Here is a 14,231-nt window from a genome sequence, read left to right as displayed (position 1 = left end):
CATGGGCTTTCGCTTGTCGAAGATTTACACCCGCACTGGCGACAAAGGCGAGACCGGGCTGGGGGATGGTCGCCGCGTGCCCAAGGATCACCCGCGGATCGAGGCCATTGGCGAAGTGGATACGCTGAACAGCCAGGTTGGCGTTCTGCTGGCCGGGTTGGCCGCAGAAACTGGTCAGTTTCCTGGCTTGAACGAAGTGATCCAGGTATTAGCTCCCTGCCAGCATCGGTTATTTGATCTGGGGGGTGAACTGGCGATGCCGGTGTATCAGGCATTGAATACGGCGGAAATCGAACGCCTGGAAGCGGCGATCGATGTGTGGAATGAAGAATTGGGGCCGCTGGAAAACTTCATCTTGCCCAGCGGCTCGACACTGATTGCCCAGGCTCATGTCTGCCGCAGTCTGGCGCGCAGCGCAGAGCGGCGGTGTCAGCAATTGAATGCGATCGAGCCGTTGGCCGGGGTTGGCCTGGCGTATATCAATCGGTTGTCGGATTTGTTGTTTGTGATGGCGCGGTTGATTGCCAGGCGTCAGGGGATTGCCGAGATTCTTTGGCAGCCGGCGGCGAAGCCTGGGGTTTAGTCGGCGCCTGCCAAGGCCTCATCGCGGGCAAGCCCGCTCCCACAGGGATTGTTAGTGTTCACACAATCTGTGTTTCACCTTGACCACTGTGGGAGCGGGCTTGCCCGCGAAGGGGCCAGTAGACTCGCCAGAGAATCAACTCTCAGGCCAAAAAGCCCGAATCCCCGCCACACCCTGCGCACCCGCAGCCCAGGCTTTCTCGACCTCAGCCGGGCCAACACCACCGAGCAGGAACACCGGCTTGCTGAACCCTTCGATCAGGCTCGACGCCTGTTCCCAACCCAACGGCTGCGCGCCAGGGTGAGTCAGGGTCGGCTGCACCGGCGACAGGGTCACGAAATCCACCCCCATCTCTTCGGCCAGCGCCAGCTCTTGCGCGTTATGGCACGAAGCCGCCAGCCAGCGCGACGCCGGTAGCGGTCGACCCGCCGCTGCGTATTTGCGCAGCTGCGCCGAGGTAATGTGCCAACCGGCGGACGGGAAATCGCCCAGCCATTCAAACGGCCCCTTGATCATCAACTGCGCCTTGCCGGCACACAAACCCGCCGCATCGACGGCCAGGTCGCGATACTTCGGGTCGTAACCGTTCGGTGCGCGCAACTGGACCAGCTTGATGCCGCCGGCAATGGCCTTCTGAATACCACGCAGCAGCGCCGGGGTTTCCAGATCTTCCGGGGTAATCAGGTACTGCGATGGCAATCGGGCAGCCGCGACGATCGGCTGATTGGCCGCCGGAAACTCGTAGTTCGACAGATCACGTGGCGCGACCCAGGCCAGTGGCTGGCCTTCGGCGCCGTGGGGCTCGCCGGTGAACGCCGAGACTTCCCAGACATCCAGCAACACCTGCTTGTCCGGGTAATCGTGGCGGATCTTGATCAGCGGGCGCGCCGCGCCCACCACGATGCCCAACTCTTCATGGAGTTCACGGGCCAGGGCGGTTTCGACCGACTCGTCGGCCTCGACCTTGCCACCGGGAAACTCCCACAGGCCGCCCTGGTGCTGTGTGTCGGCACGACGGGCAATCAGGATCTGGCCACTGCCATCGCGGATGACGGCGGCGGCGACATGGACTCGTTTCACTTTTCCAACTCCTCCAGTCCAGCCTTCTGCCAGGCCTTGAAGGCTGGCCATTGGTAGACGGTTTCAACATAGGCTTCATCGATGGCCGGCAGTGCCACCCGATAGGTGCGCAGACGCACGGCGATCGGTGCAAAGAACGCATCGGCCAGGCTCAGCCGACCAAACAGGTACGGCCCGCTTTCACTGGCAACCGCGCGGCATTCAGCCCATAGCGCCAACATGCGCTCGATATCGACCGTCACCTCGGGCGGTACCGGATTCAGCGGTGCGTCGTGGCTCAGGTTGAACGGCATGTGATTGCGCATGGCGAAAAAACCGCTATGCATCTGCGCGCAGGCGGATCGGGCCTGGGCACGGGCGGCGATGTCGGTCGGCCAGAGTTGTTCGGAGGGGAACTGCTCGGCCAGGTATTCGGCAATCGCCAGTGAATCGGCGATGGTGCCGCGAGACGTTTGCAGCAATGGCACCTTGCCCGTGGGCGAATGCTTGAGCAGACGCTCGCGGGTGTCCGGCTGGTTCAGCTTGATCAGTTCTTCGGTGTAGGCCGCGCCGGTCAGATCGAGGGCCAGGGCGCCACGCAGGGACCAGGAGGAAAGCAGTTTGTCGCCGATGATCAGGTGCAGGCTCATGTTCGGGACCTTTTGATGAGGGGGGACAGGCCAGTCTAGCTAGCGACTGACAGACCGCCATCGCTGGCAAGCCAGCTCCCACAGTGGATTTGGTTGAACACAAATTTTGTGTACGACGCAGAACCCTGTGGGAGCGGGCTTGCCCGCGATCGGATTGACCCAGTCTTACGTACGGTACTCGGCGTTGATCTTCACGTACTCGTGGGACAGGTCGGTGGTCCAGATGGTTTCGCTGCAATCGCCGCGACCCAATTCGATACGGATGGTGATTTCCTCCTGCTGCATCACCGCCGAACCCTGGGCTTCGGTGTACGTCGCGGCACGGGCGCCACGACTGGCGATGCACACTTCACCGAGGAACACGTCGATCTTGCTCACATCCAGGTTCGGCACACCGGCACGGCCGACAGCGGCCAGGATACGACCCCAGTTCGGGTCGGAAGCGAACAGCGCGGTTTTGATCAGCGGCGAGTGGGCCACGGTGTAGCCGACGTCCAGGCACTCCTGGTGATTGCCGCCACCGTTGACTTCAACGGTGACGAATTTGGTCGCGCCTTCGCCGTCGCGCACGATGGCCTGGGCCACGTCCATGCACACTTCGAACACCGCCTGCTTCAACTTGGCGAACAGCTCGCCTTCGGCGCGGGTGATTTCCGGCAAAGCCGCCTGACCGGTGGCGATCAGCATGCAGCAGTCGTTGGTCGAGGTATCGCCATCGATGGTGATGCGGTTGAACGACTTGTTGGCGCCGTCGAGCATCAGGTTTTGCAGCACGTCGCGGGAGACTTTGGCGTCGGTGGCGATGTAGCCGAGCATGGTCGCCATGTTCGGGCGAATCATGCCCGCACCCTTGCTGATGCCGGTGACGGTGATGGTCACGCCGTCATGCTGGAACTGACGGCTGGCGCCTTTTGGCAGCGTGTCGGTGGTCATGATGCCGGTGGCGGCAGCTTCCCAGTTGTGGATCGACAGGTCGTCGAGGGCCGCTTGCAGCGCGCCCTCGATTTTCTCGACCGGCAGTGGCTCGCCGATCACACCGGTGGAGTACGGCAGCACCTGGCTGGCATCGACGCCAGTCAACTCGGCCAGTTTCGCGCAAGTGCGCTCGGCCGCGGCCAGGCCTGGCTCGCCGGTACCGGCGTTGGCATTGCCGGTATTGGTCAGCAGGTAACGCACAGGGCCTTGCACGCGTTGCTTGGCCAGGATCACCGGTGCCGCGCAAAAGGCGTTCAGGGTGAACACGCCGGCAACCGTGGAGCCTTCGACACAGCGCATGACCACAACATCCTTGCGCCCCGGGCGCTTGATGCCGGCCGAGGCGATACCGAGTTCAAAACCGGCAACCGGGTGCAACGTTGGCAAAGGACCAAGACCAACAGCCATGAATGCGCTCCTTTATAAATGATGTCAGCACCGTTTCAGGAAAAACGGTGGTTCGAAATGGTAAAACGCCGCGACGGCAGAAGCCGGTCGCGGCGCGGGTATTTCAGCGATTGAAACGGGTTTTACTGGATCTGCCCGTGGCAATGCTTGAACTTCTTGCCCGAACCGCAGTAGCACAGCTCATTGCGACCCAGCTTCTGCTCGTTGCGTACCGGCGCGGCAGCGAGAGCAACATCGACTTCTTCGCCCAACACTTCCGGTTGCTCAAGGCCTGGAGCCTCTTCATGCAGGAACTGCATGCGAGCGGCCAATGCCTCGGCTTCCTGACGCAGGCGCTGCTCTTCTTCGATCGGATCTTCGCGACGAACCTGAACGTGAGACAACACACGGATCGAATCGCGCTTGATCGAATCCAGCAGCTCGGAGAACAGCGTGAACGACTCGCGCTTGTATTCCTGCTTCGGGTTCTTCTGGGCGTAACCACGCAAGTGGATACCGTGACGCAGGTGGTCCATGGTCGACAGGTGGTCTTTCCACAGGTCGTCCAGAACGCGCAGAACGATTTGCTTCTCGAAGGTGCGCAGCGCTTCGGCGCCCGCCTGGTCTTCTTTCTCGTTGTACGCCGCGATCAGCTCGTTCATGAGCTTCTCGCGCAGGGTTTCTTCGTACAGGTGATCGTCTTCGTCGAGCCATTGCTGGATCGGCAGCGTCACACCGAAATCGCTCTGCAGCGCAGCTTCCAGACCGGCCACGTCCCACTGCTCAGGCAGCGACTGCGGCGGAATGTGCGCGCTGACGGTGGCGTTGAGCACGTCCTGACGGAAGTCAGCGATGGTCTCGCCAATGTTGTCGGCGGCCAGCAACGTGTTACGCATGTGATAGATCACTTTACGCTGTTCGTTGTTGACGTCGTCGAACTCGAGCAGTTGTTTGCGAATGTCGAAGTTGCGGCCTTCGACCTTGCGCTGGGCCTTTTCGATGGCGTTGGTCACCATGCGGTGCTCGATCGCTTCGCCAGGCTGCATGCCCAGGGCCTTCATGAAGTTCTTCACCCGGTCGGAGGCGAAGATGCGCATCAGGCTGTCTTCCAGCGACAGGTAGAAGCGGCTGGAACCGGCGTCGCCCTGACGACCGGCACGACCACGCAACTGGTTGTCGATACGGCGCGATTCGTGACGCTCGGACGCAATCACCTGCAAACCACCCGACTCAAGCACTTGCTGGTGACGCTTCTGCCAGTCGGCCTTGATCTGGGCAATCTGCTCAGGGGTCGGGCTTTCCAGGGAGGCCACTTCCACTTCCCAGTTACCGCCCAACAGGATGTCGGTACCACGACCGGCCATGTTGGTGGCGATGGTCAGTGCGCCCGGGCGACCGGCCTGGGCAATGATCTCGGCTTCCTTTTCGTGGAACTTGGCGTTCAGGACCTTGTGTTCGATGCCTTCCTTCACGAGCAGGCTGGACATGTGCTCGGAGGTTTCGATGGTGGCGGTACCGACCAGGACCGGACGGCCTGCGGCCATGCTTTCCTTGATGTCGGCCACGATTGCCGCGTATTTCTCGTCGGCGGTCAGGAACACCAGGTCGTTGTAGTCTTTACGGGCCAGCGGCTTGTTCGGCGGAATGACCATGACCTGCAGGCCATAGATCTGGTGGAACTCGAACGCTTCGGTGTCGGCCGTACCGGTCATGCCGGACAGCTTGTTGTACAGACGGAAGTAGTTCTGGAAGGTGGTCGATGCCAGCGTCTGGCTTTCGGCCTGGATGTTCAGGTTTTCCTTGGCTTCGATGGCCTGGTGCAGGCCTTCGGACAAGCGGCGCCCCGGCATGGTACGGCCGGTGTGCTCGTCGACCAGTACGACCTGACCGTCCTGCACGATGTATTCGACGTTGCGATGGAACAGCTTGTGCGCACGCAGGCCGGCGTAGACGTGAGTCAGCAGGCTCAGGTTGTGCGCCGAGTACAGGCTCTCGCCTTCAGCCAGCAGGCCGAGGGAGGTTAGCGACTCTTCAACAAACTGATGACCGGCTTCGTTGAGCTCGACCTGGCGGGTCTTCTCGTCGACGGTGTAATGACCAGCCTTGGTGACTTCGCCTTCGACTTCTTCGACATGCAATTCCAGGCGCGGGATCAGTTTGTTGATCTCGATGTACAGCTTGGAGCTGTCCTCGGCCTGACCGGAGATGATCAGCGGCGTACGGGCTTCGTCGATGAGGATGGAGTCGACTTCGTCGATCACGGCAAAATTGAGTTCGCGCTGGAATTTTTCTTCCATGCTGAACGCCATGTTGTCGCGCAGGTAATCGAAACCGAATTCGTTGTTGGTGCCGTAGGTGATGTCGGCGGCGTAGGCGGCGCGCTTCTCTTCCGGCGGCTGGAACGGCGTGACCACGCCGACCGTCAGGCCGAGGAATTCATACAGCGGGCGCATCCAGTTGGCGTCGCGGCGGGCCAGGTAGTCGTTCACCGTCACAACGTGCACGCCCTTGCCGGACAGCGCGTTGAGGTAAACGCCCAGTGTTGCCACCAGGGTCTTGCCTTCACCGGTACGCATTTCCGCGATCATGCCTTCATGCAAGGTCATGCCGCCGATCAGCTGGACGTCGAAGTGACGCATGCCCATGACACGCTTGCCGGCTTCGCGGGCGACCGCAAAGGCTTCTGGCAGGAGCTTGTCGAGGGTTTCCCCTTTGGCGATGCGGGCCTTGAACTCGTCTGTCTTGGCACGCAATTGATCGTCCGAAAGGGCCACCATTTGCTCTTCGAAGGCATTGACGAGTTGCACCGTCTTGAGCATGCGTTTGACTTCACGCTCATTCTTGCTTCCAAAAAGTTTCTTTAACAAAGGCGCAAACATATCGGCAGGATCTTCCACACTAAAGGGATGGAGGGCGGCCCCGTGAGTCGCCCGTGCAGCCCTCATGGCCGCATGCGAACGAGCATTCTACCCGGAAACGGTGGTGAGGAAAGTGGCGAAATTCCACGATGCTGGCACTGCGCTTTGACGGGGCTCACTTTAAATAAGGGCATTTTGCTCAACTTCAAGCCGTTCAAGGCAGAAGTTAGTTGTTGATTTAATGGGTAAAGCACCCACAAATGCAATGGGCGGGTGCATCCGGTGCTTTCTGCTACCATGGCGCCTCTGTTACTTCAGGTGTCTGATCATGGCATTTCGCCCACTTACGGCCAAAGTACCTGCCGTTCTACTACGCGAAGCCAAGCCGCTGAAGGCCATTCTTGGCCACGCTCAACGCCTGGGTCATCTGCAACGATTGCTCGAAAGCCAACTGCAACCCGCCGCCCGCGAACATTGTCATGTAGCGTCATGGCGCGAAGGCAGTTTGTTGCTGATTGTCACCGATGGCCATTGGGCAACGCGCCTGCGCTATCAGCAGAAGCGCCTGCAACGGCAACTGCAGATGTTCGACGAGTTCGCCAATCTGACGCGCATCCTGTTCAAGGTGCAACCGCCTACGGTCCAGCGGGGCGCAGTCGGGCACACCATGGATCTGTCGGACGACGCGGCCGCAACCATTCAGGCCACGGCCGACGGGATCAGCGACCCGAACCTGCGGGCGGCGCTGGAACGATTGGCCGCGCACGCCAAATCCAAAACCTGATAGGCGCCCCCCTGTGGGAGCGAGCCTGCTCGCGAAGTCGGCGTAACATTCAACAATGATGCTGCCTGACACACCGATTCGCGAGCAGGCTCGCTCCCACATTTACCTGTGTTCGCTCAAGCTAGCGGCGTTTTTTCCCACCCAGCAGCGAGCCCATCAAGCCGCGCACCAACTGCCGGCCAATCTGGTTCGCCGCCTGTTGCATCGCCGATTTCAGCGCCTTCCCTGCCGCAGTGCCGAGGAACTCTCCCGCCTGTTCGGTGAAGCTCGGTTCCTGCTTGCCCTGCTCCGCTTCGGGCTCGGGCGCCAGGCCCTTGCGTCCCATCAGCACCTCATAGGCCGATTCACGGTCAATCGGCTTGTCATAACGACCTTGCAACGGTGAACCGGCAATCAGCGCCGTGCGCTCGGCAGCGGTCAAAGGCCCGATCCGCGATTGCGGTGGCGCCACCAGCACACGCTGGACCATTTCCGGCGTGCCTTTTTCCTGCAGGGTGCCGACCAGCGCCTCGCCGATCCCGAGTTCGGTCAACACCGCCAACGCATCGAACGCCGGATTCGGCCGAAAACCTTCGGCCACCGCGCGCAGGGACTTCTGTTCCTTGGCGGTGAACGCACGCAAACCGTGCTGGACGCGCAGGCCCAACTGCGCCAGCACATCATCGGGCAGGTCACCCGGCGACTGGGTGACGAAATACACGCCCACGCCTTTGGAACGAATCAGCCTCACGACTTGCTCCAGACGGTCGCGCAATGCCTGCGGCGTGCCGTTGAACAGCAAGTGCGCCTCGTCGAAGAATAGCGCCAGCAAGGGTTTGTCGGCATCGCCACGCTCGGGCAACTGTTCGAACAACTCGGCCAGCAGCCACAGCAGGAACGTCGCGTAGACCTTCGGCGCTTCATGCACCAGGCGGCTGGCATCGAGCAAATGAATGCTCCCGCGACCATCGGCCGCAGGTTGGAGGATGTCTTCGAGTTGCAGCGCCGGCTCGCCGAACAAGGCTTCGGCGCCCTGTTGCTCCAGGATCGCCAGACGCCGCAGCAACGCCTGGCTGGAGCCGGTGGTCATCAATGCCGCATCGTCGCCCAGCAACTCAGGATTGTCCCGCAGGTGATTGAGTAACGCCTTCAGGTCCTTGAGATCGAGCAACAACAGGCCTTCGCGGTCCGCCACCTTGAACGCGGCGTACAGCGCCGACTGCTGGCTGTCGGTCAGTTCGAGCAGGCTGCCCAGCAGCAGCGGCCCCATTTCACTCAAGGTTGTGCGTAAAGGATGACCGGACTGACCCTGTATGTCCCACAGCGTCACCGGATAAGCCTGAGGCTTGTGGTTGAGCCACGGCATCCCGGCGATCCGTTCAGCGATCTTGCCCTGGGGGTTGCCGGCGGCGCCGAGGCCGCACAGGTCTCCCTTGATGTCAGCGGCGAACACCGCCACGCCGGCATCGCTGAAGGCTTCGGCCATTCGTTGCAAAGTGACGGTTTTACCGGTGCCGGTCGCGCCCGCGATCAATCCGTGGCGGTTCGCCAGGCGCATGGCCTGGGCAATCGGTTGCCCTTGGAGGTCGGCGCCGATAACGAGTTGCAGTGAATCAGGCATTTGGTCACCCATGATTAATCTTTGGTCCTACACGGCCGATAGAGATAACGACAAAGCAGTCAGACACGATCTGGTCGGAAATTTCCCTAAGGAGAGTCGGAAAATTCACTTTGCTTTCAACCTTGCCCGTAACGCGCCTCTTTATAAAAGCACGCGCTGGACATTAAGACCTTAGCGGACCCCCCAAGCCATGAACAAAAATCTGCGTTTCAGCCATAAAATCCTGCTTGCCGCCGCTCTCATTGTTATTGCCGCCTTCGCCTCATTCACGCTGTACAACGACTATCTACAGCGCAACGCCATCCGCGAAGACCTCGATAACTATCTCAACGAGATGGGCGACGTCACGGCCAACAACATCCAGACCTGGCTGACCGGGCGTATCCTGTTGATCGAGAACCTCTCGCAAAACATCGCCATCAACCCGGAACAAGCCAACGTCGCCAGCCTGCTCGAGCAGAAAACCCTGACGTCGACCTTCATGGCGACCTACCTGGGCGATGCCACCGGGCACTTCACCATTCGTCCCGACGCGAAGATGCCGGACGGTTTCGATCCGCGCGTTCGTCCCTGGTACAAAGGCGCCGAAAGCAGCAGCACGCCGACCCTGACCGAACCCTACATCGATGCGGCAACCGGCCAGTTGATCATCTCCATGGCCACGGCTTCGAAAAAGGCCGGACAGAGCGTCGGTGTGGTGGGCGGCGACCTGAGCCTGCAGACGTTGATCGAAACCCTCAGCGCCCGCGACTTCGATGGCATGGGCTACGCGTTTCTGGTCAGCGCCGACGGCAAGATCCTGGTTCACCCGGACAAGGCGCTGGTGATGAAGACCCTGAGCGAGGCGTATCCCAAAGATACCCCGCGCATCGGCAACGGCTTCAGCGAAGTGGACGTCGATGGCAAGACCCGCATCGTCAGCTTCACTGCGATCAAGGGCCTGCCTTCGGTCAACTGGTACATCGGTCTGTCGGTCGACAAGGAAAAAGCCTTCTCGATGCTCAGCGAATTCCGCACCTCTGCGGTCGTTGCGACCCTCATTGCCGTGGCCATCATCATCGCCCTGCTCGGCATGCTGATCCGCATCCTGATCCAGCCGTTGCACGTCATGACCCGCGCCATGGCCGACATCGCCGATGGCGAAGGCGACCTGACCAAGCGCCTGACCATCCAGAACAATGACGAGTTCGGCACCCTGGGCACCGCGTTCAACCGCTTCGTGGAGCGCGTTCACGGCTCGATCCGCGAAGTGTCCTCGGCCACCGGCCAGGTCAACGAAGTGGCATTGCGGGTAGTGGCCGCTTCCAACTCGTCGATGTACAACTCCGACCAACAAGCCTCGCGCACCAGCAGCGTCGCCGCGGCGATCAACCAGCTCGGCGCCGCCGCCCAGGAAATCGCCCGCAACGCCGCCCAGGCCTCAAGCCAGGCCAGCGATGCCCGCAGCCTGGCCGAAGACGGCCAGCAAGTGGTGGACCGCAGCATCGTGGCGATGAATCAACTGTCGAGCATGCTCAGCGCATCGAGCACCAACATCGAATCGCTGAACAGCAAAACGGTGAACATCGGGCAGATTCTCGAAGTGATCACCAGCATTTCCCAGCAGACCAACCTGCTGGCACTGAACGCTGCCATCGAAGCGGCACGTGCTGGCGAAGCCGGTCGTGGTTTTGCCGTAGTGGCGGACGAGGTACGCAACCTGGCTCACCGCACGCAAGAGTCGGCGCAACAGGTACAGACCATGATCGAGGAGCTGCAAGTCGGCGCCCGGGAATCGGTCAGCACCATGAGCGACAGTCAGCGCCACAGTCAGGACAGCGTGGAAATCGCCAACCTCGCGGGCGAACGCCTGAACAGCGTGACCCTGCGTATCGGTGAAATCGACGGCATGAACCAGTCGGTGGCCACCGCGACCGAAGAACAGACCGCCGTGGTGGAGTCGATCAACGTCGACATCACCGAGATCAACACGCTGAACCAGGAGGGCGTGGAAAACCTGCAATCGACCTTGCGCGCGTGCTCGGACCTTGAGCAGCAGGCGGCGCGGTTGAAGCAGTTGGTGGGTAGCTTCCGAATCTAAGGTGCTGCCACTGGCACAATCGCTAGCAGGCTAGCTCCCACAGGGAACTGTGAACGCCACAGATCAAATGTGGGAGCTAGCCTGCTAGCGATAGCGGCCTGCCAAACACTACAAAACCCTGCTGACATCCCCTCCCGTACAACCCCAACCGAACATCTATCCTTCATAAAGGTCAACCAAGGGAGTACCGGGACCGGAGGATCGTTCATCGTGCATATCGCTGACATCACCATGTTCTACGCCCCTGCCAGCGGTGGCGTACGCACTTATCTGGATGCAAAGCATCGTCGCCTGGGCATCAAGCCGGGCATTCGCCACAGTTTGCTGATCCCCGGATCATCTTTTAGCGAGCAGGATGGCATCTTTACCGTCCCGGCGCCTGCCCTGCCCTTCGGCAAGGGCTATCGCTTCCCGCTGCGCCTCGCCCCCTGGCGCAATGTCCTGCAGGATTTGCAACCCGACCTGATTGAAGTCGGCGACCCCTATCTCACCGCATGGGCGGCACTGGACGCGCGGCGCCAACTCGACGTGCCCGTCATCGGTTTCTATCACTCGGACCTGCCCCTGTTGGTCAGCAACCGCATGGGCAACTGGGTGACCACCAACGTCGAGGCCTATGTCAGCAAGCTCTACGGCAACTTCGACCGGGTCCTGGCGCCCAGTCGGGTCATGGCCGACAAACTCACCGGGCTGGGGGTCAGGAACGTGTTCGTGCAGCCGCTCGGTGTCGACCTGCACACCTTCAATCCCACTGCCAGGGATCCCGGTTTGCGCGCCGAATTGGGCCTGGATGACAACACCCGGTTGCTGATCTTCGCCGGGCGCGGCTCGAAGGAAAAAAACCTGCCGGTGCTGCTCGACTGCATGCAGCGCCTGGGTCGACGCTATCACCTGATTCTGGTGGGTTCGTCGATGCCCACGGCCGTGCCGTCCAACGTGACGGTGATCGACGAGTTCTGCCCCGCCGCGCAGGTGGCCCGCCTGATGGCCAGCGCCGATGCATTGCTGCACGCCGGCGATCAGGAAACCTTCGGCCTGGTCATTCTGGAGGCCATGGCCAGTGGCATCCCGGTTGTCGCCGTGGCGGCCGGGGCTTTCGAGGAAATCGTCGGCGAGGACTGCGGCCTGCTCTGCGCACCGAACAATCCCGCCGCGATGGCCGCCGCTGTTCGAGAATTGTTTGGCTCGGGCCACACAACGCTGGGCAAGCAGGCACGGTTGCATGTCGAACAGCATTACGCCTGGGACACGGTGGTCAACAGTTTGCTGCGCCACTATCACGCCGTGCTTGGCAGCCAATGGCCGCTGACCGCCAATGGTTGAGCCCATGAACAGACCCGCGTTGCTACTGGTACTGCACGACGTGGCGCCGCCGACCTGGGCCGATTACCAGCCGTTCGTCAAAGCCGTCGACGCCCTGGGTGTCGTGCCGATCACCTGGCTGGTGGTGCCGGACTTCCACAAGCACAACCCTCTGGACGCCGATCCGCAATTTTGCCGCCAGCTCGGCGCACGGGTCGCCCGGGGCGACGAACTGGCACTGCATGGTTACTTCCACTGCGACGATGAGCCTGTGACGGTCAATCCGCGAGACTGGTTCATGCGTCGGGTCTATACCCACGAAGGCGAGTTCTACCGTTTATCGCCAGAAGCCGCCCTCGCCCGCCTGCGTTCGGGCATCGAGATGTTCCACCGCCATGACTGGCCTCTGCAGGGGTTCGTCGCCCCTGCCTGGCTGATGAGCCAAGGCACCCGCCAGGCATTGCGCCAATTGCCGCTGAGTTACACCAGCGACTCACAGCATTTGTACCGGTTGCCGGACTTCACCGCGATCGAGGCACCGGGGCTGGTCTGGAGTGCCCGCAGTGCCTGGCGCCGGGGTGTCTCGAAACTCGTCAGCGACCGCCGTGAACAACGCTGGCAGCAGGCTCCGGTGATTCGCCTGGGCCTGCACCCGGTGGACATGCGTCATGAATTTTCGCGTCGATACTGGCTGCAAACCCTGGAACGCCTGCTCGCCAACGGACGTGTTCCATTGACCAAGGCCCGCTGGATGGCGCTGCAAAACGACCGACAGGATCGCGCCGCATGAGTCGCGGCCTGCTGTTGTTCGGCGGCCTGCTCGCGGCGGTGCTGGTTCCGTTGGTGTTGGGCGGCAGCGAGACCTGGTCCAGGCTGAGCGGTTTTCCGCTGCCGTGGCTGTTGATCATGTTCGGCATGATCCTGCTGTGCTGGGTGGTGAACACCCTGCGTCTACGCCTGTTGCTGGGTGATCAATCGCGCAAGATTGGCCGGCTCGGCAGCCTCGGCGTGGTGATGGCCGCCGAATTTGCCTACTGCGCCACGCCCGGCGGCAGCGGCGGGCCTCTGACGATCATGGCGTTGCTGGCGCGTCACGGTGTGCGCCCGGCCAGGGGCAGCGCAGTGTTTGCCATGGATCAGTTGAGCGACTTGCTGTTTTTCCTCTGCGCCCTGAGCGGGATCCTGATTTACGCCCTGTTCCAGCACCTGAGCCAGCGCATGGAATGGATGCTGACGGTCAGCGCCGTTTCGCTGTGCGGCGGCCTGATAAGTTGCGTGCTGGTGGCGCGCTATCACCGCTCATTGATTCGCCTGAGCGGCCGCTGGCTCGCCCGGGCCAATGTGCAGACCGCCACGCGAATGCGCTGGGCGCGCAAGCTCCTGCAGTTTCTGGCGGCGTTTACCGACACGCTGAAATTGCCCGTGCAAACCTTGATCAAGGTATTCGCCCTGACCTGCGTGCATTGGCTGTTGCGCTACAGCGTTCTCTATCTGGCATTGCGCGGGCTCGGCGCGGATTTGCAGTGGGCCTGGAGTTTTCTGATCCAGATGCTGGCGCTGAGCGCCGGGCAATTCAGCCTGCTGCCGGGCGGAGCCGGGGCAGCCGAACTGACGTCGGCGGCGCTGCTGGCGCCCATGGTCGGGAAATCCACGGCGGCCGCGGCGATTCTGATCTGGCGGGCGGTGACGTATTACTTCTACTTGCTGGTCGGTGGGCCGGTGTTTTTGCTGATGCTCGGCCGGCCGCTGCTGATGAAGCTGATGAAACTCAGACAGGCTTAGGTTTGTCTTCGGGCGCTTGCTGCAACTGTTCCCACAACTGCGCGGCATCAGGAAACTCCGTACCCGTTTCAGGCCCCATGTCATCCGGGTCGTAGCGACTCAAGCAGCCCTCGCCCAGTGTGCCGGGAGCCTTGGATGTAGCTTTGTCCAGTGGATCGGTCATGGTCGTTT

Annotated in this window: 12 protein-coding genes; 6 read left to right on the top strand and 6 right to left on the bottom strand. The window is 61.5% G+C overall.

Annotation, left to right across the window (positions count from 1 at the left end; genetic code table 11):
* Position 1 precedes the first annotated feature (1 nt).
* Positions 2-583 (top strand): cob(I)yrinic acid a,c-diamide adenosyltransferase, encoded by a 582-nt coding sequence (locus tag EI969_RS19805; protein ID WP_160389284.1) that lies wholly within the window; start codon positions 2-4, stop codon positions 581-583.
* Positions 584-718: 135 nt separating this feature from the next.
* On the opposite strand, the gene EI969_RS19800 is transcribed toward EI969_RS19805, so the two are convergent.
* From EI969_RS19800 to secA, 4 genes are all read right to left on the bottom strand, one after another.
* Complete coding sequence (locus EI969_RS19800) at positions 719-1,663, bottom strand: Nudix family hydrolase (protein ID WP_160389283.1); 945 nt, start codon at positions 1,661-1,663, stop codon at positions 719-721.
* Positions 1,660-2,292: a glutathione S-transferase family protein gene (locus EI969_RS19795; protein ID WP_160389282.1), complete on the bottom strand. Its 633-nt coding sequence runs from the start codon at positions 2,290-2,292 to the stop codon at positions 1,660-1,662. The genes EI969_RS19800 and EI969_RS19795 overlap by 4 nt, the downstream gene beginning before the upstream one ends.
* Positions 2,293-2,457: 165 nt before the next feature.
* On the bottom strand, positions 2,458-3,675 hold the full coding sequence (gene argJ, locus EI969_RS19790) for a bifunctional glutamate N-acetyltransferase/amino-acid acetyltransferase ArgJ (protein WP_160389281.1): 1,218 nt from the start codon (positions 3,673-3,675) through the stop codon (positions 2,458-2,460).
* A gap of 122 nt (positions 3,676-3,797) precedes the next feature.
* Complete coding sequence (gene secA / locus EI969_RS19785) at positions 3,798-6,533, bottom strand: preprotein translocase subunit SecA (RefSeq protein WP_160389280.1); 2,736 nt, start codon at positions 6,531-6,533, stop codon at positions 3,798-3,800.
* A gap of 307 nt (positions 6,534-6,840) precedes the next feature.
* On the opposite strand from secA, the gene EI969_RS19780 reads away from it, so the two are divergent.
* On the top strand, positions 6,841-7,296 hold the full coding sequence (locus tag EI969_RS19780) for a DUF721 domain-containing protein (RefSeq protein ID WP_160389279.1): 456 nt from the start codon (positions 6,841-6,843) through the stop codon (positions 7,294-7,296).
* Positions 7,297-7,417: 121 nt separating this feature from the next.
* Here the strand turns inward: EI969_RS19780 and EI969_RS19775 are convergent, their stop codons facing one another.
* Entirely contained in the window at positions 7,418-8,896 is a 1,479-nt protein-coding gene (locus EI969_RS19775) for a helicase HerA-like domain-containing protein (protein WP_160389278.1), read from the bottom strand.
* 190 nt (positions 8,897-9,086) lie between these two features.
* Here EI969_RS19775 and EI969_RS19770 point away from each other — a divergent pair, with 190 nt between their 5' ends.
* From EI969_RS19770 to EI969_RS19755, 4 genes are all read left to right on the top strand, one after another.
* The gene (locus EI969_RS19770) at positions 9,087-10,976 is read left to right on the top strand and encodes a methyl-accepting chemotaxis protein (protein ID WP_160389277.1); all 1,890 of its coding nucleotides are present in this window, start codon (positions 9,087-9,089) and stop codon (positions 10,974-10,976) included.
* Positions 10,977-11,186: 210 nt separating this feature from the next.
* Entirely contained in the window at positions 11,187-12,299 is a 1,113-nt protein-coding gene (locus EI969_RS19765) for a glycosyltransferase family 1 protein (protein ID WP_160389276.1), read from the top strand.
* Positions 12,292-13,068, top strand: coding sequence for a DUF2334 domain-containing protein (locus EI969_RS19760; protein ID WP_160389275.1), 777 nt, complete (start codon positions 12,292-12,294; stop codon positions 13,066-13,068). The genes EI969_RS19765 and EI969_RS19760 overlap by 8 nt, the downstream gene beginning before the upstream one ends.
* The gene (locus EI969_RS19755) at positions 13,065-14,060 is read left to right on the top strand and encodes a lysylphosphatidylglycerol synthase transmembrane domain-containing protein (RefSeq protein ID WP_160389274.1); all 996 of its coding nucleotides are present in this window, start codon (positions 13,065-13,067) and stop codon (positions 14,058-14,060) included. The genes EI969_RS19760 and EI969_RS19755 overlap by 4 nt, the downstream gene beginning before the upstream one ends.
* On the opposite strand, the gene EI969_RS30285 is transcribed toward EI969_RS19755, so the two are convergent.
* The gene (locus tag EI969_RS30285; RefSeq protein WP_178120747.1) at positions 14,047-14,223 is read right to left on the bottom strand and encodes a hypothetical protein; all 177 of its coding nucleotides are present in this window, start codon (positions 14,221-14,223) and stop codon (positions 14,047-14,049) included. The genes EI969_RS19755 and EI969_RS30285 overlap by 14 nt on opposite strands.
* Positions 14,224-14,231 lie beyond the last annotated feature (8 nt).

Source organism: Pseudomonas sp. PB101 (genome assembly GCF_009764265.1).
Classification (GTDB): domain Bacteria; phylum Pseudomonadota; class Gammaproteobacteria; order Pseudomonadales; family Pseudomonadaceae; genus Aquipseudomonas.
Note: the sequence above shows the minus strand (reverse complement) of the source record. Positions and strands in the feature narration are given on the sequence as shown.

Coding starts and splice junctions, on each gene's coding strand:
- EI969_RS19760 (WP_160389275.1), top strand. CDS start 12,292: ATGGTTGAGCCCATGAACAGACCCGCGTTGCTACTGGTACTGCACGAC.
- EI969_RS19805 (WP_160389284.1), top strand. CDS start 2: ATGGGCTTTCGCTTGTCGAAGATTTACACCCGCACTGGCGACAAAGGC.
- EI969_RS30285 (WP_178120747.1), bottom strand. CDS start 14,223: ATGACCGATCCACTGGACAAAGCTACATCCAAGGCTCCCGGCACACTG.
- EI969_RS19780 (WP_160389279.1), top strand. CDS start 6,841: ATGGCATTTCGCCCACTTACGGCCAAAGTACCTGCCGTTCTACTACGC.
- EI969_RS19795 (WP_160389282.1), bottom strand. CDS start 2,292: ATGAGCCTGCACCTGATCATCGGCGACAAACTGCTTTCCTCCTGGTCC.
- EI969_RS19775 (WP_160389278.1), bottom strand. CDS start 8,896: ATGCCTGATTCACTGCAACTCGTTATCGGCGCCGACCTCCAAGGGCAA.
- EI969_RS19770 (WP_160389277.1), top strand. CDS start 9,087: ATGAACAAAAATCTGCGTTTCAGCCATAAAATCCTGCTTGCCGCCGCT.
- secA (WP_160389280.1), bottom strand. CDS start 6,533: ATGTTTGCGCCTTTGTTAAAGAAACTTTTTGGAAGCAAGAATGAGCGT.
- EI969_RS19755 (WP_160389274.1), top strand. CDS start 13,065: ATGAGTCGCGGCCTGCTGTTGTTCGGCGGCCTGCTCGCGGCGGTGCTG.
- argJ (WP_160389281.1), bottom strand. CDS start 3,675: ATGGCTGTTGGTCTTGGTCCTTTGCCAACGTTGCACCCGGTTGCCGGT.